The sequence below is a fragment of the Mycolicibacterium sp. CBM1 genome (assembly GCF_054073305.1).
In genome coordinates, this window is sequence record NZ_JBSXPP010000008.1 from 31,212 (window position 1) to 53,922 (window position 22,711).

18 protein-coding genes are annotated in these 22,711 nt (G+C 65.3%); 13 read left to right on the top strand and 5 right to left on the bottom strand.

Annotated features, from left to right (window positions below):
- Window positions 1-120 precede the first annotated feature (120 nt).
- From ACXDF8_RS12805 to ACXDF8_RS12820, 4 genes are all read right to left on the bottom strand, one after another.
- Window positions 121-492: a SpoIIAA family protein gene (locus tag ACXDF8_RS12805; protein WP_457223635.1), complete on the bottom strand. Its 372-nt coding sequence runs from the start codon at window positions 490-492 to the stop codon at window positions 121-123.
- A 92-nt stretch (window positions 493-584) separates the two neighbouring features.
- Window positions 585-1,922, bottom strand: a complete 1,338-nt coding sequence (locus tag ACXDF8_RS12810; protein ID WP_457223636.1) for a nucleotide disphospho-sugar-binding domain-containing protein — start codon at window positions 1,920-1,922, stop codon at window positions 585-587.
- Between the two features lie 108 nt (window positions 1,923-2,030).
- Window positions 2,031-2,855 (bottom strand): formate dehydrogenase accessory sulfurtransferase FdhD, encoded by an 825-nt coding sequence (gene fdhD, locus ACXDF8_RS12815; protein WP_457223637.1) that lies wholly within the window; start codon window positions 2,853-2,855, stop codon window positions 2,031-2,033.
- Complete coding sequence (locus ACXDF8_RS12820; protein ID WP_457223638.1) at window positions 2,843-5,212, bottom strand: FdhF/YdeP family oxidoreductase; 2,370 nt, start codon at window positions 5,210-5,212, stop codon at window positions 2,843-2,845. Before ACXDF8_RS12820 ends, fdhD begins: the two co-directional genes overlap by 13 nt.
- Before the next feature lie 101 nt (window positions 5,213-5,313).
- Here ACXDF8_RS12820 and ACXDF8_RS12825 point away from each other — a divergent pair, with 101 nt between their 5' ends.
- Together ACXDF8_RS12825 and ACXDF8_RS12830 are read left to right on the top strand one after the other, a co-directional pair.
- Window positions 5,314-6,312 carry a LysR family transcriptional regulator gene (locus ACXDF8_RS12825; RefSeq protein ID WP_457223639.1) on the top strand — a complete coding sequence of 333 codons (999 nt, stop codon included), beginning with the start codon at window positions 5,314-5,316 and terminating at the stop codon, window positions 6,310-6,312.
- A gap of 214 nt (window positions 6,313-6,526) precedes the next feature.
- On the top strand, window positions 6,527-8,701 hold the full coding sequence (locus tag ACXDF8_RS12830; protein ID WP_457223640.1) for a glutamine synthetase III family protein: 2,175 nt from the start codon (window positions 6,527-6,529) through the stop codon (window positions 8,699-8,701).
- A gap of 131 nt (window positions 8,702-8,832) precedes the next feature.
- On the opposite strand, the gene ACXDF8_RS12835 is transcribed toward ACXDF8_RS12830, so the two are convergent.
- Window positions 8,833-9,726 carry a LacI family DNA-binding transcriptional regulator gene (locus ACXDF8_RS12835; RefSeq protein WP_457223641.1) on the bottom strand — a complete coding sequence of 298 codons (894 nt, stop codon included), beginning with the start codon at window positions 9,724-9,726 and terminating at the stop codon, window positions 8,833-8,835.
- A 234-nt stretch (window positions 9,727-9,960) separates the two neighbouring features.
- Between ACXDF8_RS12835 and ACXDF8_RS12840 the strand changes: the two genes are divergently transcribed.
- The 11 genes from ACXDF8_RS12840 to ACXDF8_RS12890 all read left to right on the top strand — a co-directional run bounded on the left by ACXDF8_RS12840 (window position 9,961) and on the right by ACXDF8_RS12890 (window position 22,706).
- A complete protein-coding gene (locus tag ACXDF8_RS12840; RefSeq protein WP_457223642.1) occupies window positions 9,961-11,001 on the top strand; it encodes a formamidase in 1,041 nt (346 codons plus the stop codon).
- Window positions 11,002-11,171: 170 nt separating this feature from the next.
- A complete protein-coding gene (locus tag ACXDF8_RS12845) occupies window positions 11,172-11,777 on the top strand; it encodes a flavin reductase family protein (RefSeq protein WP_457223643.1) in 606 nt (201 codons plus the stop codon).
- Window positions 11,774-12,637, top strand: coding sequence for a carbon-nitrogen hydrolase family protein (locus tag ACXDF8_RS12850; protein WP_457223644.1), 864 nt, complete (start codon window positions 11,774-11,776; stop codon window positions 12,635-12,637). The genes ACXDF8_RS12845 and ACXDF8_RS12850 overlap by 4 nt, the downstream gene beginning before the upstream one ends.
- Before the next feature lies 1 nt (window position 12,638).
- Window positions 12,639-13,670 carry a 2,5-dihydroxypyridine 5,6-dioxygenase NicX family protein gene (locus ACXDF8_RS12855; RefSeq protein WP_457223645.1) on the top strand — a complete coding sequence of 344 codons (1,032 nt, stop codon included), beginning with the start codon at window positions 12,639-12,641 and terminating at the stop codon, window positions 13,668-13,670.
- Between the two features lies 1 nt (window position 13,671).
- Complete coding sequence (locus ACXDF8_RS12860) at window positions 13,672-14,931, top strand: FAD-dependent monooxygenase (protein ID WP_457223646.1); 1,260 nt, start codon at window positions 13,672-13,674, stop codon at window positions 14,929-14,931.
- A 30-nt stretch (window positions 14,932-14,961) separates the two neighbouring features.
- Entirely contained in the window at window positions 14,962-15,819 is an 858-nt protein-coding gene (locus ACXDF8_RS12865; protein WP_457223647.1) for an FAD binding domain-containing protein, read from the top strand.
- Window positions 15,816-18,194, top strand: coding sequence for a xanthine dehydrogenase family protein molybdopterin-binding subunit (locus ACXDF8_RS12870; RefSeq protein ID WP_457223648.1), 2,379 nt, complete (start codon window positions 15,816-15,818; stop codon window positions 18,192-18,194). Before ACXDF8_RS12865 ends, ACXDF8_RS12870 begins: the two co-directional genes overlap by 4 nt.
- Window positions 18,191-18,688, top strand: a complete 498-nt coding sequence (locus ACXDF8_RS12875) for a (2Fe-2S)-binding protein (protein ID WP_457223649.1) — start codon at window positions 18,191-18,193, stop codon at window positions 18,686-18,688. The genes ACXDF8_RS12870 and ACXDF8_RS12875 overlap by 4 nt, the downstream gene beginning before the upstream one ends.
- Window positions 18,689-18,731: 43 nt before the next feature.
- On the top strand, window positions 18,732-19,370 hold the full coding sequence (locus ACXDF8_RS12880) for an SRPBCC family protein (protein WP_457223650.1): 639 nt from the start codon (window positions 18,732-18,734) through the stop codon (window positions 19,368-19,370).
- Between the two features lie 264 nt (window positions 19,371-19,634).
- Window positions 19,635-21,035 carry a hypothetical protein gene (locus tag ACXDF8_RS12885; protein WP_457223651.1) on the top strand — a complete coding sequence of 467 codons (1,401 nt, stop codon included), beginning with the start codon at window positions 19,635-19,637 and terminating at the stop codon, window positions 21,033-21,035.
- 36 nt (window positions 21,036-21,071) lie between these two features.
- Window positions 21,072-22,706, top strand: coding sequence for a GMC family oxidoreductase (locus ACXDF8_RS12890; protein WP_457223652.1), 1,635 nt, complete (start codon window positions 21,072-21,074; stop codon window positions 22,704-22,706).
- The last annotated feature ends 5 nt before the right edge of the window (window positions 22,707-22,711 follow it).

The window sequence follows — 22,711 nt, forward strand, 5'->3', positions numbered from 1 at the left end:
AATTCTCATGCGCTGGTCGCCGGGACGGCCGACAGCCACCGATCCCCAGGACCTATGTCCTCACCTCGTGTCATTCAGATGGAGGACAACGCCCCGCCCCGCCCCGAGCGCCGCGACAAGTCAGCTTGACGACTCGCTGATCCATTCGCGCGCCTTTTCGGCCTCCGCGATGGGGAACGCGCGCATCTCACCCGGCATCAGGTAGCCGACGAATTTCATCGTCTGCTTGATCCACTCGATGTCGGTGACAACGGCAAACCGTTCCCATCGCAGGAAGTGGCTGAACCCGAGCTTGGTGTCGTCCCACATGGCACCGGGATCGAAACCGTCGAAGTCAGGATCGATCTCGTAGTAGATGCGGACCTTGTCATGCCGTGCGAGACGCTTCTCGACGTCAGGTATCAGTACCGTTTCGTAGTCCGATTTCGAAACGTGGCCGTGGCAGGAGAATGCCGCGACGTTGTCGGGTAATCCGGACAGGGCCTTGATCATGATGTTCCCCCAAGCAGGTGATGGAACTGCGTCCTATTGCCCATGGTGTGCATCGGCGGGACAACGAAGGAAGGGCAGAAGGTCACCTCGGGCTAGGACCGCTGGTGATGACTCGACACACCGCTGTCCAGTGCCATCCGACTCGGGGGGCCCTCGATCACCTCGTCGACCAGGGCGGCGATCTCGGCCACACCGTCGCGCTGGGCGAATGCGGTCTGCAGGTTGCGGGCGCAGTTCCGGTAGTGCGGGTTGTGCAGCACCGCGCTGACGGCATGGCGCAGTGCTCGCGGTGTGGGTGTCGGTGTCTTCAGGTTGATCCCCGCTCCCGACCACCCGACCCGGGCGGCCACTTCCGGCTTGTCCTCGGTATCGCCGGCCACCACCAGCGGAACGCCCGCGCACAGAGCGCGCTGGACGGCGCCGTAGCCGCCGTTGCTCACCATGACATCCACTTTGGGCAGCAGGACATCGTGCGGGATGAACTCGGCGACGTAGGTATTCAACGGCAACGGCACCTTGACGTCGGCGATGTCGCGGCCCCCGGTGGTGGCGACCACGACGACGTCCTGGCCGCCGAGGGCCTCGATGGTCGGTTCCAGCAGGCGGCCCAGCTCGGCGTTGTCGACGGTGCCCTGGGTGACGTGCACGACGGGCCGATCGTCGTCGAGCTCGCTCCACCACGGTGGCGGCCGGAATCCTCGGGCCGGCAGCGGATGTACCGCGTCGACGTAGCGCACAGTGGCGGGCAGGTCGCTGCGTGGATAATCGAACGCCGGCACGGTGGGCACGATGTAGCGATCGGCCAGTAGCCCCGCGTCCAGGACGAACACCGGTAGTCGCGCGGCGTTCATGGCGACCAGAAGCCGATTGGCGGCGCGGTGCGAGGGTCCCAGCGGCACATTGTGCGACAGCGCGGTGAGGGTCCGATTGCGAAGCCGCCCCAGGGGGCCGGTGGTGGGCGGCAGGCCGAGCCCGGCGGGGCCGGTGTCGCGGCTGGCGATCATCAACGGCATCGGGGTGAATGCCAGTACCGGCGGGCGAGAGGCCCGCGAACCCAGCAGGAACGGCAGGATCCCGAGGAACGCCGAATCGACGATCACGGCGTCGAAGCGGGTCGACGTGAACAGTTCGGCGAGGACCGCCGCCTGCCGGGGCATGGGTGCGACGAACATCTCGGCGATGTCGAAATTGAGCCGCCGCAGCCCGGTCAGTTGGGCCCGTTCCGGAAACTGGTGGACCTTGCCGTCCACGAGGTCGGCTTCGGGTGGCAGCAGGTGCAGCTTGGCGCCGCAGGCGTGGACGCTCGCCGCGTGCCTGGGCGACGTCAGCACGGTGACCCGGTCACCGCGATGGGCCAGGCCACCGGCCACGGCCAGCAACGGGGTGATGTGCCCGGCCGCAGACAGCCCCGCAATCAGAATTTCGGCCATCTTGCTCCCAATCGTTCGGTGGGTGATCGGGATTGAATGGTCGCCGGGATCGCGCCGCGCCGGCTTGGAGGTTCTGTGGAGATTGGGTGGAGATTGCCGGCGGACGGCTCAGCGCAGGATGCGGGCGGCCCTGCTGTAGACGTTCATGGATTCCCCGCGCAGGAACGCCACCAGAGTCAGCCCGGACTGGGCGGCCAGATCGACGGCCAGCGACGACGGCGCGGACACCGCGGCCAGTACCGGGATACCTGCCATCACCGCCTTCTGGGTGAGTTCGAACGATGCCCGACCGCTGACCAGCAGGACGGTACCGCTCAGGGGTACGTGGCCGGCTTCCAGCGCCCAGCCGATCACTTTGTCGACGGCGTTGTGGCGGCCGACATCCTCGCGCACGGCGAGCATGGCACCGTCGGCCCCGAACAGGGCCGCGCCGTGCAGACCGCCCGTACTTGCGAAAACCTTTTGGGCCGAGCGTAACTGAGCGGGCATCGCGGTCAGCATCGCGGCGTTGATCACGGTCGGATCGTCACCGGGCGGGTGTTGGCTGGTCAACCGGACCGCATCGATGGACGACTTGCCGCACACCCCGCACGACGAGGTGGTGTAGAAGTTCCGGGTGACGTCGGTGTCCGGCATCGCGACACCGGGACGCAGTGTCACGTCGAGCACGTTGTAGGTGTTCGTCCCGTCCTCGCCCGTTCCTCCGCAGTAGCGTACCGTCAGCACGTCGTCGCGGTGGACGATCACGCCTTCGGTGAGCAGGAAGCCCTGTGCCAGTTCGACATCGGAGCCGGGTGTGCGCATCGTCACCGTGAGCGGCGAACCGTTGACCCGGATTTCCAGCGGCTCTTCGACGACGAGGGTCTCGGGCCGGTCAGTGACGACGCCGTCGGCCAGGTGGCGGGCCCGCCGCCGCGCCGTTACCCGCCCCATGGGGGCTCCTGCCCGCTGGTGTTGATCCCCGAGTCGCTTCGCTCCTGCCCGCTGGGACGCTCCAACCGGATGACGATCGCCTTCGACACCGGCGTATTCGATTTCAGCGCAACGTGATCCAGGGGGACTAGGGGATTGGTTTCCGGGTAGTAGGCGGCGGCGTTGCCCACCGGAGTCGCGTAGGGCACCACCAGGAAATCGTCGGCCCGACGCTCCTGCAGGTCGCCGTGGGCATCGGTGAACTCCGAGACCAGATCCACCCGCTCGCCGTCGGACAACCCGAGCGCCTCGATGTCGGCGGGGTTGACGAACACGACGCGACGCCCGCCCTTCACGCCGCGGTAGCGATCATCGAGACCGTAGATCGTGGTGTTGTACTGGTCGTGGCTGCGCAGCGTCTGCAGCACCAGCCGGCCCGGCGGGACCGGCACCCACTGCATCGGATTGACCGCGAAGTTGGCCTTGCCGGTGAGCGTCGGAAACTCACGGGAATCGCGCGGCGGGTGAGGCAGCTGGAAACCGTCGGGCTGACGCACCCGGGTGTTGTAGTCGGCGCAGCCGGGCACCACCGCGGCGATTGCGTCGCGGATGGTGTCGTAGTCCGCGACGAAACCCTCCCACGGCACCGGGTGCCCGGGGCCCAACACTGCCCGGGCCAGCTGGCAGACGATGGCGACCTCGCTGCGCACCTCGTCGCTAGGCGGCGCCAAGCTGCCCCTGGACAGGTGCACCATCGACATCGAATCCTCAACGGAAACAACCTGTTTGCGTCCGCCCATGACATCGCGGTCGGTGCGGCCCAGGGTCGGAAGGATCAGCGCGGTGCGCCCGTGCACCAGATGGCTGCGATTGAGCTTGGTCGAAACCTGAACGGTCAATGCGCAGTTGCGCAGCGCGGCCTCGGTCACCGCAGTATCCGGAGTGGCCGAGGCAAAGTTGCCGCCCATTCCGATGAAGACCGACGCTTGCCCGTCGCGCATCGCCCTGATCGCGTCGACCGTGTCGAAGCCGTGCTTGCGGGGGCTGACGATGCCGAAGTGGCTGTCCAGGGCGGACAGGAAGGTTTCGGGCACCTTCTCCCAGATGCCCATCGTCCGGTCGCCCTGGACATTGGAATGGCCGCGCACGGGGCAGACCCCCGCGCCGGGCTTTCCCATCATGCCGCGCAGCAGCAGCAGGTTGGTGATCTCGGCGATGGTAGCCACCGCGTGGGTGTGCTGAGTGATGCCCATCGCCCAGCACACGATGGTGCGCTTCGAACGGACCATCATCTCGGCGACCCGTTCGAGCTGTCCTCGTGCGATCCCCGTCGCTTCGGTGGCGACAGCTAGGTCCACGGCGCGCGCGTCGGCGATGTAGTCGTCGGCGCCGTGGCAGTGCGCAGCGATGAAGTCGCGGTCGATCACCGTGCCGGGGGCGCGGTCGTCGGCCTCCACCAGCAATCGGCCCAGCGCCTTGAACAGCGCCAGGTCGCCGCCGATGCGGATCTGGACGAACTCGTCGGCGATCGGCACCCCGTTGCCGACGACGCCGCGGACCTTCTGCGGGTCCTTGAACCGGATCAGACCGGCTTCGGGAAGTGGATTGATGGCAACGATGCCGGCGCCGTTGGCCTTTGCCTTCTCCAGCACCGACAGCATTCGGGGATGGTTGGTACCGGGATTCTGTCCCGCGATGATGATGAGGTCGGCGTGCTCGACGTCCTCGACGGTCACCGAGCCCTTGCCGACACCGATCGACTCCATCAGCGCCGTGCCCGACGACTCGTGGCACATGTTCGAGCAGTCCGGCAGGTTGTTGGTGCCGAAGCTGCGCACCAGCAGCTGGTAGAGAAACGCCGCCTCGTTACTGGTGCGACCGGAGGTGTAGAACACCGATTCATCCGGCGAACCGAGGGCGCTCAGGTGTTGGGCGATCAGCGCGTAGGCATCGTCCCAGCTGATCGGACGGTAGTGCTGCGCGCCGGGCGCGAGCACCATCGGGTGGGTCAGGCGGCCCTGTTGGGACAGCCAGTACTCCGGCTTGTCGGCCAGCTCGGCCACCGAGTGGCGGGCGAAGAACTCGGGGGTGACCCGGCGTTTGGTGGCCTCCTCGGCGACCGCCTTGGCTCCGTTCTCGCAGAATTCGGCGAGTTTGCGTCCGCCGTGGTCTTCCGGCCACGCGCAGCCAGGGCAGTCGAATCCGTGCCGCTGATTCAGCCGCGACAGCGTCTCCAGGGTGCGGACCGGGCCCATCTGAGCCAGGCCGCGTTGCATGCTGACCATGACGGCCTTGACTCCGGCTGCCTCGTGTTTGGCGCCGGAGACCTCGATATCGCGTTCGTCGTAGTCGGCGTTGACGTCCCTGGCAGTGGCCATGGGTCCAATCTAGTCCGCGGTATCGACCACCTACACCGGATGTAGCTGGTCGTTAATTGGTATTTGACATGCGGTGATAGCCGGCGTCTATCGTCAGATCGATGGCGAGCGACGTGGTGCTGCAGCATCTGGACTACCTGTTGGCGCTGGCCGCCGAACGCCACTTCGGGCGCGCGGCCGCGCGCTGCCACATCAGCCAACCGACCCTGTCGGTGGCGATTCGCAGGTTGGAACGCGATCTGGGCATCGTCATCGTGCAACGTGGTCGTCGATTCGAGGGTTTCACCGAAGAGGGGCAGCGCGTCGTGGCGTGGGCCCAGCGCATCACTGCTGAACGCGACGAGATGCTGGCCGACCTCGACCGGATGCAGGGACGGCTGACGGCAACCGCCCGGCTGGGTGCGATTCCCACGGCGGTACCGGCGAGCCCGTTCATCACCGCGGAGTTTTTGTCCCGCAATCCCGCGGCGTCGGTGCGTATCGAAGCGTTGTCCTCGCGGGAGATCGCCCGACGATTGGCCGATTTCGAGATCGACGCCGGGTTGACCTACCTGGATGACGAAGCGCTGCCGGGCACCCGGTCGATCGAGCTGTACCGCGAGCAGTACGTGCTGGTGGCATCGGCCGAGGATCCGTCGATGAGCAAGGACGAGGTGACGTGGTCGGATGCGGCCGGACTCGACCTGTGCGTGCTGGCCACCACGATGCGCAACCGCCGGATTCTCGATGCCAACATGGCCGCCGAGGGCGTTCATTACCGACCCGTGGTGGAGGCGAACTCGGTTGACGCGCTCTACGCGCACCTGACACACACCCGCCGGGCCACCATCGCGAGTACGGCGTGGCTGCCGCAACTATCTGTGCCACAAGGATTCTCGGCGCGCCCGATGGTCAAACACGGACCGAGTCCCGCGGTTGGGTTGGTGGTGCTCGACCGTGCTCCGGTGTCCATCGTGGCGACAGCCCTCGTCGCGGTGGCCACCGACATCGATGTCGCCGTCCGCATCGACCAGTTCTGGAACGAGTTCGGTGACCGTGCGGCGGCCGCGGACGACGCGGCGATACCGCTGCCCGCAGGTCGGTCGCCACCACCAGATTGAGCCCCGGACTTGGGAGACATGACGGGATAGCGGCTTTGCTGGCGAGGCGGCAATCTCCGGAAAGACCAATTAAGCACCATTTCGACGACGCTTCGTCATTTGCGCCATCTGTCGGTGACGCGGGCGTAACAAGTTCGGAACCCGAGCTTCTTAGTGTGGGCCGGTCACACGTCCGCGAAGCAGACGCGGGTGTCTTGTTGCGGAGGAAAAACAGTTGAGCGGAAACGCGGTGCGTCTGTCGGCGATCAACAACGTCGAGGCCTATGAGCCCCCGGCAATCAGCTTCGACCCGACCGAAGAGCCGGGTGAGATCTTCGGGGCGAACGTCTTCACGCTGGCTGAGATGCGACTGCGGTTGCCGAAGTCGGTGTACAAGTCGGTGGTCGCCACCATCGAGAAGGGCGCCAAGCTGGATCCGGCGGTCGCCGACTCCGTCGCATCGGTGATGAAGGACTGGGCGTTGTCGAAGGGTGCGACGCACTACGCGCACGTCTTCTACCCGATGACGGGATTGACCGCCGAGAAGCACGACAGCTTCCTGGAACCTGTCTCCGACGGCCAGACGCTGGCCGAGTTCGCCGGCAAGACCCTGATACAGGGCGAGCCCGACGCCTCCAGCTTCCCTTCGGGTGGGCTGCGCAGCACGTTCGAAGCCCGCGGCTACACGGGTTGGGATGTCACCAGCCCGGCCTACATCCTGGAGAACCCGAACGGCAACACGCTGTGCATCCCCACCGTGTTCGTGTCGATGACCGGTGAGGCGCTGGACTACAAGACGCCGCTGCTGCGCAGTCAGCAGGCCATGGGCGCGCAGGCCGAGCGGATCCTGAAGTTGTTCGGGCACAAAGATTTCGACCACATCGTGTCGTTCTGCGGCCCGGAGCAGGAGTACTTCCTGGTCGATCGCCACTTCTTCCTGGCCCGTCCCGACCTGATCAACGCCGGGCGCACCCTGTTCGGTGCCAAGCCGCCCAAGGGCCAGGAGTTCGACGACCACTACTTCGGCGCCATTCCCGAGCGGGTGCTCGGCTTCATGATGGACACCGAGCGTGAGCTGTTCAAGCTCGGCATCCCGGCCAAGACCCGCCACAACGAGGTCGCACCCGGACAGTTCGAGATCGCGCCGATGTTCGAGCGGGCCAACATCGCCGCCGATCATCAGCAGCTGCTGATGACCATGTTCAAGACCATCGCCAAGAAGCACGGCATGGAGTGCCTGTTCCACGAGAAGCCGTTCGCCGGGGTCAACGGCTCCGGTAAGCACGTCAACTTCTCGATGGGCAACGCCCAGTTCGGCAGCCTGCTGGTGCCCGGTGACACCCCGCACGAGAACGCTCAGTTCCTGGTGTTCTGTGCCGCGGTGATCCGCGCCGTGCACAAGTTCGCGGGCCTGCTGCGGGTGTCGGTGGCCTCGGCCACCAACGACCACCGGCTCGGCGCCAACGAGGCACCGCCGGCGATCATCTCGATCTTCCTGGGCGAGCAGCTGGCCGACGTCTTCGATCAGATCGCCAAGGGCGCCGCGACGTCGTCCAAGGGCAAGGGCAGCATGATCATCGGTGTCGACACCCTGCCGGAGCTGCCGACCGATCCGGGCGATCGCAACCGCACCAGCCCGTTCGCCTTCACCGGCAACCGGTTCGAGTTCCGCGCGCCGGGGTCGGGCCAGACCATCAACGTGCCGATGATCATCCTCAACACGATCATGGCCGACTCGCTGGACTACATGGCGACGGTGCTGGAGAGCGCGGTCGCCGCCGGTGAGGACTTCGACTCGTCGGTACAGAAGCTGCTGACGGAGATCATCACCGAGCACGGCGCGGTGGTCTTCAACGGCGACGGCTATTCGGACAACTGGCAGATCGAGGCCGCCGAGCGCGGACTGCCGAACCTGAAGACCACGCTGGATGCCATCCCGCAGCTGGTCACCCAGGAAGCCATCGAGGTGTTCGAGAGGTACGGCGTCTTCAACGCTCGTGAGCTACACAGCCGTGTGGAGGTCCGGTACGAGACCTACGCGCTGACGGTGGGGGTCGAGGCCAAGCTGACGCTGGAGATCGGTTCTACGGTCGTCTTGCCGGCGGCGATCCGCTACCAGACCGAGCTGGCGCAGAACGTGGCCACGCTCAAGGCGGCAGGGATCGAGCCGGATACCTCGCTGCTGCAGGCGGTTTCGGCGCCGATCGCCGACCTGACCGCGGCGCTGGCGGCGCTCAAGGCGGGGATGGCCGAACACGGTGGCGAATCGGCGGCCGAGGAGGCCGCACACGCCCAGAGCCTGCTGCCCAAGATGGACGCGGTCCGTGCGGCCGCCGACGCCTTGGAAGGCCTTGTCGCCGACGATCTGTGGCCGCTGCCGACCTACCAGGAGATGCTCTACATCCTCTGAGATGACGATGCCGGCGCCCCGTGCCATGCGGGGCGCCGACATCGAAACACCATCGTGAGGCCGGGACTCCTGGGACCCCTGCTCTGTTCGTGGTGTCCCTGGAGTTTCGGTTCGGCGCGCCTACCGATGTCCTAGCGGAGGTCCGCAACGGTGGACTGCCGCACCACCAACGTGGGGGCCAGGGCCACCGAGGACACCGGCAAGCCATGAGTGACAGCGAGCAACATCTCGGCGGCGCGCATCCCGATTTCCTGATGTGGGCTGCGAATCGTGGTGAGCGGCACCGTCAAATCACCGCAAATGGAGATGTCGTTGTAGCCGACGACGCCGATATCCCGCCCAGGTGCCAGCTCGTGCTCGCGCAGGACGCCCAACACCCCGATCGCACTGAAGTCGTTGGTGGCGAAGATGGCGGTCGGCGGCTTGCTTAGTGCCAGAAGCGCTTCCGCGCCGCGCCGGCCCGCTGCGGGGTCGAAACCCTCCTCGCGAACGTATTCGCCGGGAACGTCAACGCCGGCTTCGGCGAGCGCCGCCAGGCAGCCGTCGAGGCGATCGATGCCTGTGCTGGCCCAGCTGGGACCCGACACGATTCCGACCCGGGAATGACCGATCTTGGCCAGGTGCTCACCGACGAGCCACCCGCCGCGGTAATCGTCGCAGGTGGCCGAGATCATCCCCGGGTAACGCCGGCTGACCAGCACGAATTTGACTCCCCTGGATGCCAGGTCGTCGAGATTGGTGCTGTCCAGACGTGCGTCGCCGAAGATGAGACCATCGACGTTGCGGCCGAGGAGAAGATCGATTCGTCGGCGCTGCTCGACGGGGTCGTCGTGGGTGTTCGCGACGAAGGTCTCGTATCCGGCACGATTGGCAGTCTCTTCGATGGCGTCGTACATCGCCGAGAGCACGACATCTGTGAGTCGTGGAACGAGCACGCCGAATGCCGTTGACTTCTTGGTGGTCAGGCTGGCGGCGTTCGGGTTCGGAATGTAGCCCATGTCCTGGGCGAGCGCGAACAGCTTCAAATCGCCGTCACTAGCCGGATTTTGCCCCGCGGACACCCGGCGCAACGCGCGAGACACCGTGGACGTGTGCACTCCGGCTGCGAGGGCTACGTCCCGGAGAGTGACGCTGCCGGGCGGACTGCTCCCCACGATCCCCCTTCGGTCGTTCGCGCTGCTGCGATTGTCAGCGGTCTCTAAGCTAGCTTATTGCGCAAGCGATTGCGCAATAAGTTGCCCTCTGATGGATGGAGTGTCATGTCCGGTCTTGGCGGGCTCAACCCGTCCTCGGAGTCGATGACGTTGGGTCTTGTCCAGCAACAGGTGCCACGGATCGAGGGCATCGCCGACCTCGACGCGGTGACCGACCGCGTGTGTGCCGTCGTGCGAGAGTCGAAGGCGGCGTTCTCCACCCTCGATCTATTGGTGTTCCCCGAGTATTCACTGCACGGTTTGCGGAAACGTGCCTGGGCCGACGATGACCTCATGTGTGAGATCGACGGGCCGCAGGTGCTCCGCCTGCGTGAGGGCTGCCGCGACGCGCACGTCTGGGGCTGCTTCAGTGTCATGGAGCGAAATCCGAACGGCGCGCCGTTCAACTCGGGAATCATCGTCGACGACACCGGCGAGGTGGCGCTGTATGTCCGCAAACTCCACCCATGGACCCCCAAGGAACCCTGGGAGCCTGGTGACCTGGGGTTGCCGGTGTGCGAGGGGCCCAAGGGCTCGATCCTGTCGTTGCTCATCTGCCATGACGGGATGTTCCCCGAAGTGGCCAGAGAGGCGAGTTACCGCGGCGCCAACGTTTTGATCCGGACCGCCGGCTACAAGTTCCCGCTGAAGCAGTCCTGGCGAATTACCAACGAGGCGAACGCGTTCCACAATCTGGCCTACACGGCGTCGGTTTGTCTGGCCGGGCATGACGGCAATGGAATACCGTCGATGGGCGAGGCGATGGTGTGTGATTTCGAAGGCACCATCATCGAGCGCGGAGACTCGACTCCCGACCGTATCGTGACCGCGTCGATCAATCCGTCCTTGGCGGACGCTGCGAGGCGCGAGTGGGGGGTCGAGAACAACATCTACCAGCTCGGCCATCGCGGTTACACCGCCCTGCGGGGAGGGGCTGGCGACTGTCCGTACACCTTCATGACGGATCTGGTGGCGGGAAGGTATTCGCCGCCATGGGAGCGCGACGTCAGGATCGTCGACGGCACGTCCGAAGGGTATGGACCGCCACGGGATCCGGGCAGCCGCGTGGACTCGGCGCGGGCCGGGTTGCGTGCGGCGCAGGGATGATTCGCCGCAAGTAACGGTGTCGTTAACTGGCACCAGGATCGTCGCTCCCCGCTCGACATCGGCGGTGAACCGATCTACTGTCGAATCACTCACGCAAACGGTTGCACAATCAGTTGCGCACGCATGAAGGAGTATCGCCGGACATGGCATCGGAGTCGAGGAGCCCAGCGTTGGTCTCGGATCGGAAGCAGCACGACATCGCCACTATGGCCGCCGCCGACGTGTACAAGCTGCTTTCCGCCGCCGTGCAGCCGAGGCCGATCGCGTGGGTCTCGACGGTCTCCGGTGCCGGGGTGCGGAATCTGGCCCCGTTCAGCTTCTTCAACGTCGCGTCACGAGACCCTGCCACCGTGATGATCTCGATCGGCGAGCGCATCGGGTTTCCGGGCGAGCTCAAGGACACGCTGGTCAACATCCGAGAGACCGGCTCGTTCGTGGTCAACATCCCCGCCGCGGAATCGGTCGAGGCCGTCACCGCGTCGTTCGCCACAGTGCATCCCGATGTCGACGAGTTCGAGCTTGCCGGAGTGACGGCGATCGAGTCGCAGACCGTTGCAGCCCCATCGGTGCTCGAGTCGCTGGTATCGCTGGAGTGCCGGCTGCTGCAAGAGATCGCCTTGGGTGTGGACACGCTCGTGCTGGGCTCCGTGCTGGCCGCGACTTCACGGCCCGGGCTGTTGACGGACACCATGCACGTCGACACTCTCGAACACAAGTTTCTCGGCCGCCTTGCCGGGCCCTACTACACGACCGACATGAACCGAGTGGCCCAGTGACGAGGACGGTCACGGCCGCCGCGTCGGATGCGACAAGCCGAGCCGTGCCGGCGACATTGAACGTCGGTGTCGTGCAGATGAGTTCGCGCACCAATGCCTGGCAGGCCAACCTCGATGATGCGGCCACGCATGTTCACGCGCTGGCGGCGAAGGGTGCCAGGGTGATCGTCCTGCCCGAACTGTTCGCCACCGGCTACGACCTCGACATCGACATGGACATGGTTGCCGAAGAGGTGCCGGGCGCGACCACGGATGCGCTGTCAGCCGTGGCCAAGGCAACCGGCACGGTCATCGCCACCGCACTGGTCACTCGCGGCGACAACGGGGCATTGTTCGACAGTTCGCTGGTCGTCGGTCCGGGTGGAGTCCTGGGATTGGGACGCAAGCGATTTCTCTGGGACAGGGAGAACGACGTCTTCGCACCGGGCACTGCGAGCGGCCTTGTCGTCGACACACCCCACGGCCGGGTGGGGGTTGTCATCTGTTATGAGGCAGGCTTTCCCGAGACGGTTCGCGACCTGGCCACGCGCGGTGCCGAGGTCATCGCGGTGCCCTCCGCATTCGGCCACGTGCGCCTGCACATCTGGAAGTTGCTGACTCGCTCTCGTGCGCTCGAGAACGGGGTGGTGGTTGCGGCGGCAGGCTTGACCGGTCAGACCGGCAACGGACCACGTTTCGCGGGTCACAGCGTCATCGTCGGCCCGCAGGGGCGGATGCTTGTCGAGATGGACGAATCAATTGGTTCGGTCTGCGCTGTCGTAGAACGCAAGTCTCTTGCGAACGCGCGCAACGAAGTTCCCTATCTGAGTGACCTCGCCCGGTTGGGCGGAATCGCCGAGCAAAGCCAAGAGAGGATCTGAGATGTTCGATCTGCGTTCGGCCGACCTGCTGACTGCGTTCACCCGCGAGTTGCAGCTGTGCAACCTGCAGCCAGGAGAACAGGTGGTCGTGTTGGCTGAGCCGTCGAGCCGGGGTGACTACGTCGCCGCGGCCTTCGGGGCCGCCCAAAGCCTGGGCGCGCATGTCCTGTCGGCAACCGTTCCCGGCGGCAGCCCCGCGCCGATGCCCAGCACCCGCACCGGCGCGGGTCCCGGTCTGGTTTCTGTGCTGAAAAGTACGCTGGCACAAGACCTTCTCAAGGGTGCTGACCTCGTCGTCGATCTCACCCGGGAGGGCTTCATCCACGCACCGATCCAGCAGGAGATCCTGGCCACGGGTACCCGGATCATCTTCGTCTGCGATGCACCTGACGTGCTCATCCGCAACATGCCGTGTGAGGGTGACAAGCAACGGGTCCAGGCCGGCGTCAATCTGGTCGCCAATGGCACGATCATGAGGATCACCAACGACGCAGGCACCGACCTGACGGTCCAGCTGTCGAACTCCCGTCCCGAGTTCCAGGTGGGATTCGCCGACGACAAGGGTCGCTGGGACCACTGGCCGAGCACCATGGTCCTGTGCTGGCCTGAGATTTCCAACGGCACGATCGTGCTCGCCGAGGGCGACATCCTGCTGCCGTTCAAGGAGTACGTGCGTGAGCCGACGACCCTGACCGTCACCAACGGCTACATCGAAAAGGTCACCGGTGGCGGTGAAGCCGCGCTGCTCAACATGTTCTTCGAGGACTCCGGTGACAAGTGGGCACGGTATCTGTCCCACATGGGCTGGGGTTTGATGCGAACCGGTGACTGGTTCGCCACGGCGATGTACGGAAAAGACGACATCATGGGTATGGACGCGCGCGCATTCGCCGGCAGCTTCCTGTGGTCCACTGGTCCACACCCGGTGCTCGGGCGGGATTCGTACGCGCACTTGGACATCGGTATGCGCGGCTGCACCGTGGCAATCGACGGCGTGAATGTGGTCACCGCGGGTGAACTGGTGGAGGGCTGAGGTGGCGCCATTGAACGTCGTCGTGGCGGGCGGTGGCCTCGGTGGGGTCACCGCCGCGCTGGCGCTGCGCCAGCGCGGCCTGCAGGTCACGGTTCTGGAAGCCGCCACCGCGTTGGGCGAGGTGGGAGCAGGCATTCAGACTGCGCCCAACGCCAGCCGCATCCTGATCGCGCTGGGTCTGCGCCGGGAACTGGAGGCGATCAAGACCGAACCCATGGACCAGGTACGCAGGCGATGGGAGAACGGAAAGATCATCGCGCTGACGTCGCTCGGCGAGTTCTGCAAACAGAAGTTCAACGCGCCGTACTGGCACTACCACCGAGCGGATCTGCACTCGGTCATCCACGCGAAATGCCTGGATCCGACTGGCCCTGGCCCAGTCGTCGAGTTCTGCACCGATGCCAAGGTCATCGACGTCGACCGCACCCATCCCGCCCGGCCGGTGGCGGTCACCGCGGACGGCGGCCGCTACGAGGCGGACGTGCTGATCGGGGCCGACGGCCTTCGCTCGGCGGTGCGCGACATCATCGGATTACCCGACACCCTGGTGTACTCGGGGGAAATGGCTTATCGCGCCCTGATTCCCGGTGACCGGATCGTCAAGGATCCGGCCACCCGCTGGTTGGTCGACAGGTACCAGAGCACCATTTGGTATGGACCCGGCCGACACCTCGTGCACTACATGATCCGTGACGGCGAGTACCTGAACGTCGTGGCACTGACACCCTGCACCGACGAGGTGCGTGAGCTCGGACCCCGAATGGCTGGCCCCGCAGAGCTGCTCGAGGCGTTCGCCGACTGGGACGACCGGGCGCACGCCATGTTGTCCAAGGCCGACGAGAACGTGCTGTGTCAGGCGCTCTACTACCGCAGGCCCGACCCGCGATGGACGGACGGCCACGTCGCATTACTCGGCGACGCCTGTCACGCGATGCTGCCGTATCAGGCGCAGGGTGCTTCGCAGGCCATGGAGGATGCCGCCGTCCTCGCCGAGGAGCTCGCCAGGACCACCGCGGCCGGTGTCGAGACCGCGCTGTTGCGATATGCCGATCGTCGCGCCAGGCACGCGCGCATGGTGCAGAACGCAAGCCTGCAGAACAAGACGTTCTATCACCTTCCCGACGGTCCCGAGCAGGAGGAACGCGATGCGAAACTGGCTTCGTTCGCCGGGGAATCCGACATCTCCTACGACTGGCTCTGGCGTGGCACGCCGCTGGACGACGCCGATGACGAGAACTTCCACTACTCGTTCGTCCGATAGCCGACCGATGCCGACCGACCCCCACATCCGATGAAACCGGCCAGTTTCGAGTATCACCGGGCCCGTGACGTCCGGGGAGCAACCGAACTGCTCGCCGAGCTGGGGGAGGAGGCCAAGATCCTCGCCGGCGGGCAGTCCTTGGTAGCCATGATGAACTTCCGATTGGCCAGGCCCGCTCACCTGATCGACGTCGGCGGACTCGATGCGCTGCGGTTCGTCCGCCGTGCCGAGGACGGACTGCACATCGGCGCCTTGACCACTCACCACGACATCGAGAACAACCTCGACCTCGGTAGCGACTTCGACCTACTGAGGCGGACGATGCGCTGGGTCGGCCACTACCCGATACGGACCCGCGGAACGGTGGGCGGCAGCATCGCTCACGCGGACGCAACGGCGGAATGGTGTCTGCTCGCCGTACTGCTGGACGCCCGGATCGTGGTGCAGAGCGTACGTGGCTGCCGCTCGATCGCAGCCCAATCCTTCTTCTTCGGTTACTACACCACCGATCTCGCCTTCGACGAGATGGTCGTGGAGGTCGTCTTCCCGACCGCGGCACCCCACGCGGCGGTCACCGAATTCGCCGAGCGGCACGGCGATTTCGCGATCGTCGCCGCGGCCGCGTCGTTGGACGTCGCTGAGGACGGCAGTGTTGGTGGTGGTCGCATCGCGCTCGGCGGAGTGGGCGCGGTGCCACACCGTTCGACCGCCGCCGAAGCGGTCCTGAGCGCGGGCGGCTCCTTCGCCGACTGCGCCGAGGCCGCTGCCGATGAGCTCGAACTGTCCGACGAGGGCATCTTCACCGCTCAGTACCGCCGCACACTGGTCAGAACCCTGGTCGCCGAGGCGTGCCAGGACGCTCTCGTGTCGGAAGGGGTCATCCCGTGAGCCGAGCGGCCGAGCCACGTTTCGACGGGCGTGCCAAGTACGTCGGCGCGTCGGTCGCGCGCCGTGAAGATCCACGATTGCTCACCGGCCGCGGCAGATTCGTCGACGACATCACGATGCCGAACATGCTTCATGCGCAGTTTGTCCGCAGCACCGTCGCCGCCGGCTCGGTCACCGAACTCGACCTCGGGGCCGTCACCGATGTGGATGGGATCACCGCAGTATTCACCGCCCCGGATCTCGACCTCCGGCCCATCCGCGCCGAATTGAGCCGCCCGCTCGAGGAGTTCGTTCCGACGGACATGCCGATCCTCTCCAGCGATGTCGTCCGCTATGTCGGGGAGCCGCTGGCGGTGGTACTTGGCACGGACGCCTACGCGGTCGAGGACGGCCTCGATGTTGCCAGGGTGGCCTACGCCGCGGTCACCGCAATCACCTCGGCCGACCAGGCGATGTCCGACGGGGCACCCCGGGTGCACGCGGACGTTCCGAACAATGTCGTGGTCGACGTCCGTATGTTCGCCACCGAGGGCATCGACGAGGTCTTCGCCACCGCCCACACCGTCGTTGACGTGCGCGCTCGCACCGGGCGGCAGAATGCGCTTCCGTTGGAGACTCGAGGCTGCGTGGCGCATTGGGACGATCGCGACGAGCAACTCGTATTACACATCTGCACCCAGGTGCCACACCAGGTGCGCACCGTTGCTGCCCACTCTCTCGGACTGGACGAGCGTCAGGTCCGGGTGATCGTCCCCGACATGGGTGGCGGCTTCGGGCAGAAGTGCGTCGTCGGTCGCGAGGAGATCGCCGTCGCCGCTGCGGCGTTGCGCCTGCGTCGGCCCGTGAAGTGGATCGAAGACCGAAAGGACGCGCTCACGGCGTCATTCCTGGCCCGCGAGCAACAGTACGAGGCACGAGCCGCTTTCGACGAGAGGGGCCACATCCTTGCCCTCGACGTCGACGTCGTGTGCGACATGGGCGCCTACTCGTGCTACCCCTTCACTGCGGGTATCGAGCCGCTGATGGCCTCTGCGGAGATGCCCAGCGTGTACCGGGTGCCCGCCTACCGGGTCAGGGGACGGTCGATTTTCAGCAACAAGGCACCCACTGCACCGTATCGCGGTGTGAGCAGGCCCCAGTACGTCATGGTGATGGAACGGATCTTCGAAAGGGCCGCAACGCAGCTGGGCCTCGATCCGGTCGAGATCCGTCGACGCAATGTCATCACAGCGTTCCCGTACACCGGGGTCAACAACATCACCTACGACCCGGGCTCCTACCTCGAGTCGTTGAACGAGTGCGAGCGGGCGTTGCGCGACGAGGGTTGGTACGAATTTCAGCAGCGGGCACGCGCCGAGGGCAGGCACGTGGGCATCGGTTACTCCTGCTTCAGTGAGCGGACGGGTTATGGAAGCAGTGCGTTCGCGGCCCGAAAGATGAACGTCGTGCCCGGTTTCGACATCTCCGAGGTTCGGATGGACACTTCGGGTACCGTCGTGGTCACCACCGGCACGATGAGTCACGGCCAGTCCCATGAGACCACTATGGCCCAGATCGTCGCCGACAAGTTGGGCATCGGCCTCGAACAGGTCAAGATCGTCCAGGGTGATACGGACCGAATCACCTATGGTTTCGGGAGTTTCGCGAGCCGATCGATCACGATCGGCGGCAGTGCGGTCGCGGCGGCCTCGGAGCAGCTGGGCGGCAAACTCTGCGAGATCGCCGCCCACCTACTCGAAACACGCACGGACAACGTCGAGCTCGCGCAGGGCCGGGTCCGCCAGCTCGACGACAGCACCAAGTTCGTCACCTATCGCGACATTGCCGAAGTCGCCTACCTGCGGGCGCACCTGATGCCTAAGGGCGTCGACCCCGGGCTGTCGGCCACGGCGAGCTTCGACGTGTTCAACGACGGCACCTTCTCCAATGCGACTCACGGAGCCGTCGTCGAATTACACGGGGGCACCGGCAAAGTGGAGATACTGCGTTACTTCTGCGTCGAGGACTGCGGTGTCGCGATCAACCCCAAGATCGTGGAAGGGCAGTGTCGGGGCGGGATCGCGCAGGGAATCGCTGGTGCACTGTTCGAGCACGTGCCCTACGACGAGAACGGCCAGCCGTTGGTGGCGAGCTTCATCGACTACAAGGTGCCGACGGCGTGCGAGGTCCCCGACGTCGGAATCCATCATCTCGAGACCCCTTGCCTGTTCACCGAATCTGGCGCCAAGGGCGCCGGAGAAGGCGGCACGATCGGTGCTCCAGCCGCGGTGCTGAACGCCGTCAACGATGGACTGCGCTCCACTGGCGTGGAATTGAACGACACTCCCATAACTCCGGTCGCCGTTCTCGGTGCCCTGGCGAAAGGGCCGGTATGAAGAACAGGCAGCTCATCGAGTTGACGGTGAACGGCACCGTGCACGAGGTGATCGCGGAGCCACGCATGACACTGGTCGATGTGCTGCGCCACGAACTGGGTCTAACCGGCACACACGTCGGGTGCGAGCACGGCGTCTGCGGTGCGTGCACGGTGCTGATCGACGGCCAACCCGCCCGTGCCTGCCTCACCTTCGCTGCCCAGGTGGAGAATTCGTCGGTCCGCACTGTCGAGGATCTCGGTGTCGATGGTGAGCTGAGCGACCTTCAGCAGTCTTTCGCGGACTGCCACGGACTCCAATGCGGCTTTTGCACACCGGGATTCCTGATGCTGGCCGAGGGGTTCCTGACGCATCGCCCCGAGGCGACCAAAGAAGAGATTCGGGAAGTAGTGGCCTCCAACTACTGCCGCTGCACCGGATACCAGCCCATCGTCGAAGCCATCGAGGCGTGCGCAGTGCGGCGCCGCACCGCGGGCTGCGTCAAGCACGCCTGAGATTTCGACTCGAGCCCGAGAACCCGAAAGACCTGGAGAACCGTTGATTCTGAACAACACCCTGGACATAGATGCATCGCCGTCGGATGTGTTCCGGCTGATCAACGACGTGGAGAAGGTGGCCGCCTGCGTACCCGGCGCGGCCATCACTGGCAGGGACGGAGAGACTTACCGCGGTGGCGTGAAGGTCAAGGTCGGGCCGATCAGTGCGTCCTACGCCGGGACCATCCGCTTCCTCGAGGTCGACGAGTCCGCGCAGACCCTCAAACTCGAAGCCAAGGGTGCCGACACCTTCGGCAACGGTGACGCCGAGGCGCAGGTGGACCTGGCGATCGAGCCCGTCGGCACGGGGTCACGGCTGGTACTGCGTACCGACCTGGTCATCAGCGGAAAGATCGTCGCGTTCGGCAAGGGCGCTATCGTCGCGGTGTCCGACAAGGTCCTTCAGCAATTCGCAGTTAACCTCGCCGCGATGCTCGCCGGCGGGGATTCGCTTCAGCCGGTGGGAGCTGCCGCCGTCACGCACCCCTCGCGCGTGGGCCCCGCGCCTGTCGCCGGCGCCGAGTTCGATGCGTTGGCCCTGCTGCCCGCGCCGATCCGGCGCTATGGGCCGATGGCCGCGGTCTTCGTCGCAGGAATGGCACAGGGTTGGCTGATCTCGCGTGCGTTCGGGCGTCGATAGGATCGATGTGTCGCATTGTGCTGCAAAGGGTTTCGCAGTGCTGCCGATCGCCGTCCACGGTGATCGGTGTCAGGTGGTAGCTCCTGCTCGTAGTGCCTCCGGCAGTCCCTGTAACACGAGTGTAAATTGTCGCCTTCGGACTGGTGTCTTCCTGCCTGCCGTGACATCGTTAGCGCAACCGGTTGCACAACCGACTGCACGTCTCGCTGAACCCCCTCGGTGCGGGCCGTGAACCGCTGACACATTCCTCGAAGGAAAGCGCACATGTTCGGATCCCAGCAGTACAAGCTCGATTGGATCGTCTCAGACCTGATGTACTTGTCCGGCACACTCGCAGTGCTGATCGCCATCGTCGGGGTGGTGCTGATCGATCTCGCGTCCACGCGGCCCGGCAACGTTCGCACCGCGATGGTGCAGAAGATGATCGCCGCCGCTGCAGGTGGATTCGGCATGTTTCTCGTCGGCTACCCGATCTGGCAGTTGCAGTTCAACGAGGCGTTTGGCGTCGATCACCCCCTGCTGACCGCGATGAAGGACTGGTGGATGCAGGGCAGCTTCGCACGTGTCCCGTCCTCGGCGATCGACCCGGCTGCGCTGCCCGAAGCCGACGTGATGCAGATCTTCCTAGTGTTCTTCGTAACCTTCGGGATGCTGGCCGGTGTCCTGCTCGAGGGCGCGCTCGGGGAACGCATCAAACCTCTTCCGCTGTACATCACCTCATTCCTCGCCGGCGCAGTCGGCCAGCCGATCGTCGCCTACTTGCTCTGGGGTTCGTTGAGCCCCCTCACGACACGCGGCTTCCACGACTACGTCGCCGTGACCTCGCTTTACATCTTCGTCGGAGTGCTTTCGTTGGTGTTCAACATCAAGATGGGCGCCCGGCTCGGCAGGTTCGCACCCCACGCCGACGGCGTCGCGCCGGCCGATCCCAGCCCGGTGCTGGCCGGAACCGGGATGCTGCTGCTGATGTTCGCCATCCCGTTCATCGTCCTTGGATCCGGCTACCTCGTACCGGGCGTCGGATACTACGGAATCTCCTTCACGAGTTCAGGAATCGGACTGGTGCTGTCCAACACCTTCGCAGCATTCCTCGGAGGTGGGGTCACCGGCGGCATCATCGCCTACCGCCGGCGCGAGTTGTTGCCCGCACTCGTCGGTCCGTTGTTCGGATACGTCATGTGCGGCACCATTCTCGACGTGAGTTCCCCGCTGGTGTGTTTCGTCGTCGCGCTCTTCGGTCCGGTGCTGTTCGCAATCGCCGCGCGCGCATTGGCGGCCCTGAAGATCGACGATGCGAAACTGGCGCCGCTGGCACTCGGCCCCGGGGTGCTCGGCGTCGTCGTCGGTGGATTCCTGACGTGGGGTGCCCGGACCGGTGGTTACCCAGATCTGACCGGACGCTACGCACTTCAGTCGGCAACCATCACTCCCTGGATGCAGATTCTTGGTGTGTCCATCGCGGTTGCCATCCCCGCCGTCTCGGGCTGGCTGCTGGCGACGGTACTCGGCCGCACCACCGGCTTGCGCATCAGTGAAGCCGATGAAGTCCTCGGCCAAGACGAGGCGGCGGGCTGGACTGTCTCGCCCTACGCTGCCGTCGTCGATGCGGCGCCGATCGTGCCGCAGCGCGACGACGCGCTCACCGAGCAGCCGATTCGTAGATGACCCGCACACTGAACCTGGGCAGAAAGTGAGATGACCATGGATGCACGCAACTCAGCAGCATTCGGCAGCACCGCGGAGCGGACCGTCGAAAGCGCTCGGCGATCCTACGACTTCATCGTCTGCGGGAGCGGCTCGTCCGGCAGTGTCGTTGCCAGCAGGCTTTCGGAAAACCCCGACGTGTCCGTGCTTCTCATCGAGGCCGGCGGAAGCGATCGGGTGCCTGCCGTCATGGACACCACGCTGTGGATGTCCAACATCGGCTCGGAGCGGGACTGGGGCTACAAGGCGCAACCGGCCGACAGCCTCAACGGACGGACGCCGCTGCTCCCGATGGGCAAGGTGCTCGGTGGCGGCTCGAGTATCAACGGATCGGTGTGGGCCCGCGGACACAAGAACGATTTCGACATGTGGGCCGCCGAGAGTGGTGACGACGGCTGGAACTACCAATCCGTTTTGGGTATCTACCGCAGCATCGAAGACTGGCAGGGCGCTCCCGACCTGCAACGGCGAGGCAAAGGCGGACTGCTCAACATCGTCAGCCCCCAGGATCCTATTCCCCTTGTCGCCGGACTGGTTTCGGCGTCGGAGAAGATTGGCATCCCCTTCGTTGATGACATCAACGGCACTGCCATGGAAGGCGAAGGCGGCTGCGGTCTTCCGAATGTGCTCGTTCAGCAGGGCAATACCAGGGTGTCGATGGCAGCGACGTACCTGCACCCGCACATGGACCGCCCGAATCTCGACATCCTGCTGCATGCCGAGATCACCTCACTGGCGATGGCCGGATCGAAGGTCACCGGCGTTCGTTTCGTCCGGGAGGGCAAGGCGTTCGAAGTCGGGGCCGACCGCGAAGTGATTCTGTCGCTCGGGGCGATCAACACCCCCAAGATCCTGATGCTGTCCGGAATCGGGCCGGACCAGGAGTTGCGAAGGCACGGTATCGAGGTCGTCGCGAACCTTCCCGGGGTTGGCAAGAACTTCCAGGATCACATCCTGCTGGCCGGTTGCTGTTTCGAGTACGTCACCCCCGAACCCCCCCGCAACAACGCCGCCGAGTTCGTGTTCTTCGCCAAGAGTCATGACGACCTCGAGACGCCGGACCTGATGCCGGTTCTCGAAGAGATCCCGTTCGGCAGTGAAGTGACCTCGGTCCAGTACGCCCTTCCGGTTGGCGCTGCTTCGGCGTGGACCCTGGCTCCTGGTCTGGCACGCCCGGATTCGCGCGGGGAGGTGGTGCTGGCGAGCGCCGATCCGTCTGCCGCGCCGCTGATCTTCGCGAACTTTCTCAGTGCCGAATCGGACATGGCCGCCATGATCCGGTGCGTCGAGATGTGCCGGGAGATCGGAAATTCTGATGACTGCGAACCCTTCCGTGCCAGGGAGGTGATGCCCGGCAATCTCGGTGTTCGCGAGATGAGGGACTTCATCCGAGATGCCGCAGGGACTTATTTCCACCAGAGCTGCACCGCCAAGATGGGACGCGACGCAATGTCGGTCGTCGATTCCGAACTGCGCGTCTACGGTGTCGAGAATCTCCGTGTCGCAGACGCATCCATCATGCCGGCTATCACCACGGGGAACACCATGGCGCCGTGTGTGGTGATCGGGGAGCGCGCCGCTCGCCTGATTCAGGCGACACACGGCTCTGCCCACACTCATGCTGCAGTGTGACCCGC

What these genes read in the sequence shown, in the direction of transcription:
- ACXDF8_RS12890 (WP_457223652.1), top strand. Translation starts at nt 21,072, where the DNA reads ATGGATGCACGCAACTCAGCAGCATTCGGCAGCACCGCGGAGCGGACC.
- ACXDF8_RS12885 (WP_457223651.1), top strand. Translation starts at nt 19,635, where the DNA reads ATGTTCGGATCCCAGCAGTACAAGCTCGATTGGATCGTCTCAGACCTG.
- ACXDF8_RS12865 (WP_457223647.1), top strand. Translation starts at nt 14,962, where the DNA reads ATGAAACCGGCCAGTTTCGAGTATCACCGGGCCCGTGACGTCCGGGGA.
- ACXDF8_RS12810 (WP_457223636.1), bottom strand. Translation starts at nt 1,922, where the DNA reads ATGGCCGAAATTCTGATTGCGGGGCTGTCTGCGGCCGGGCACATCACC.
- ACXDF8_RS12825 (WP_457223639.1), top strand. Translation starts at nt 5,314, where the DNA reads ATGGCGAGCGACGTGGTGCTGCAGCATCTGGACTACCTGTTGGCGCTG.
- ACXDF8_RS12820 (WP_457223638.1), bottom strand. Translation starts at nt 5,212, where the DNA reads ATGGCCACTGCCAGGGACGTCAACGCCGACTACGACGAACGCGATATC.
- ACXDF8_RS12875 (WP_457223649.1), top strand. Translation starts at nt 18,191, where the DNA reads ATGAAGAACAGGCAGCTCATCGAGTTGACGGTGAACGGCACCGTGCAC.
- ACXDF8_RS12855 (WP_457223645.1), top strand. Translation starts at nt 12,639, where the DNA reads ATGTTCGATCTGCGTTCGGCCGACCTGCTGACTGCGTTCACCCGCGAG.
- fdhD (WP_457223637.1), bottom strand. Translation starts at nt 2,855, where the DNA reads ATGGGGCGGGTAACGGCGCGGCGGCGGGCCCGCCACCTGGCCGACGGC.
- ACXDF8_RS12805 (WP_457223635.1), bottom strand. Translation starts at nt 492, where the DNA reads ATGATCAAGGCCCTGTCCGGATTACCCGACAACGTCGCGGCATTCTCC.
- ACXDF8_RS12840 (WP_457223642.1), top strand. Translation starts at nt 9,961, where the DNA reads ATGTCCGGTCTTGGCGGGCTCAACCCGTCCTCGGAGTCGATGACGTTG.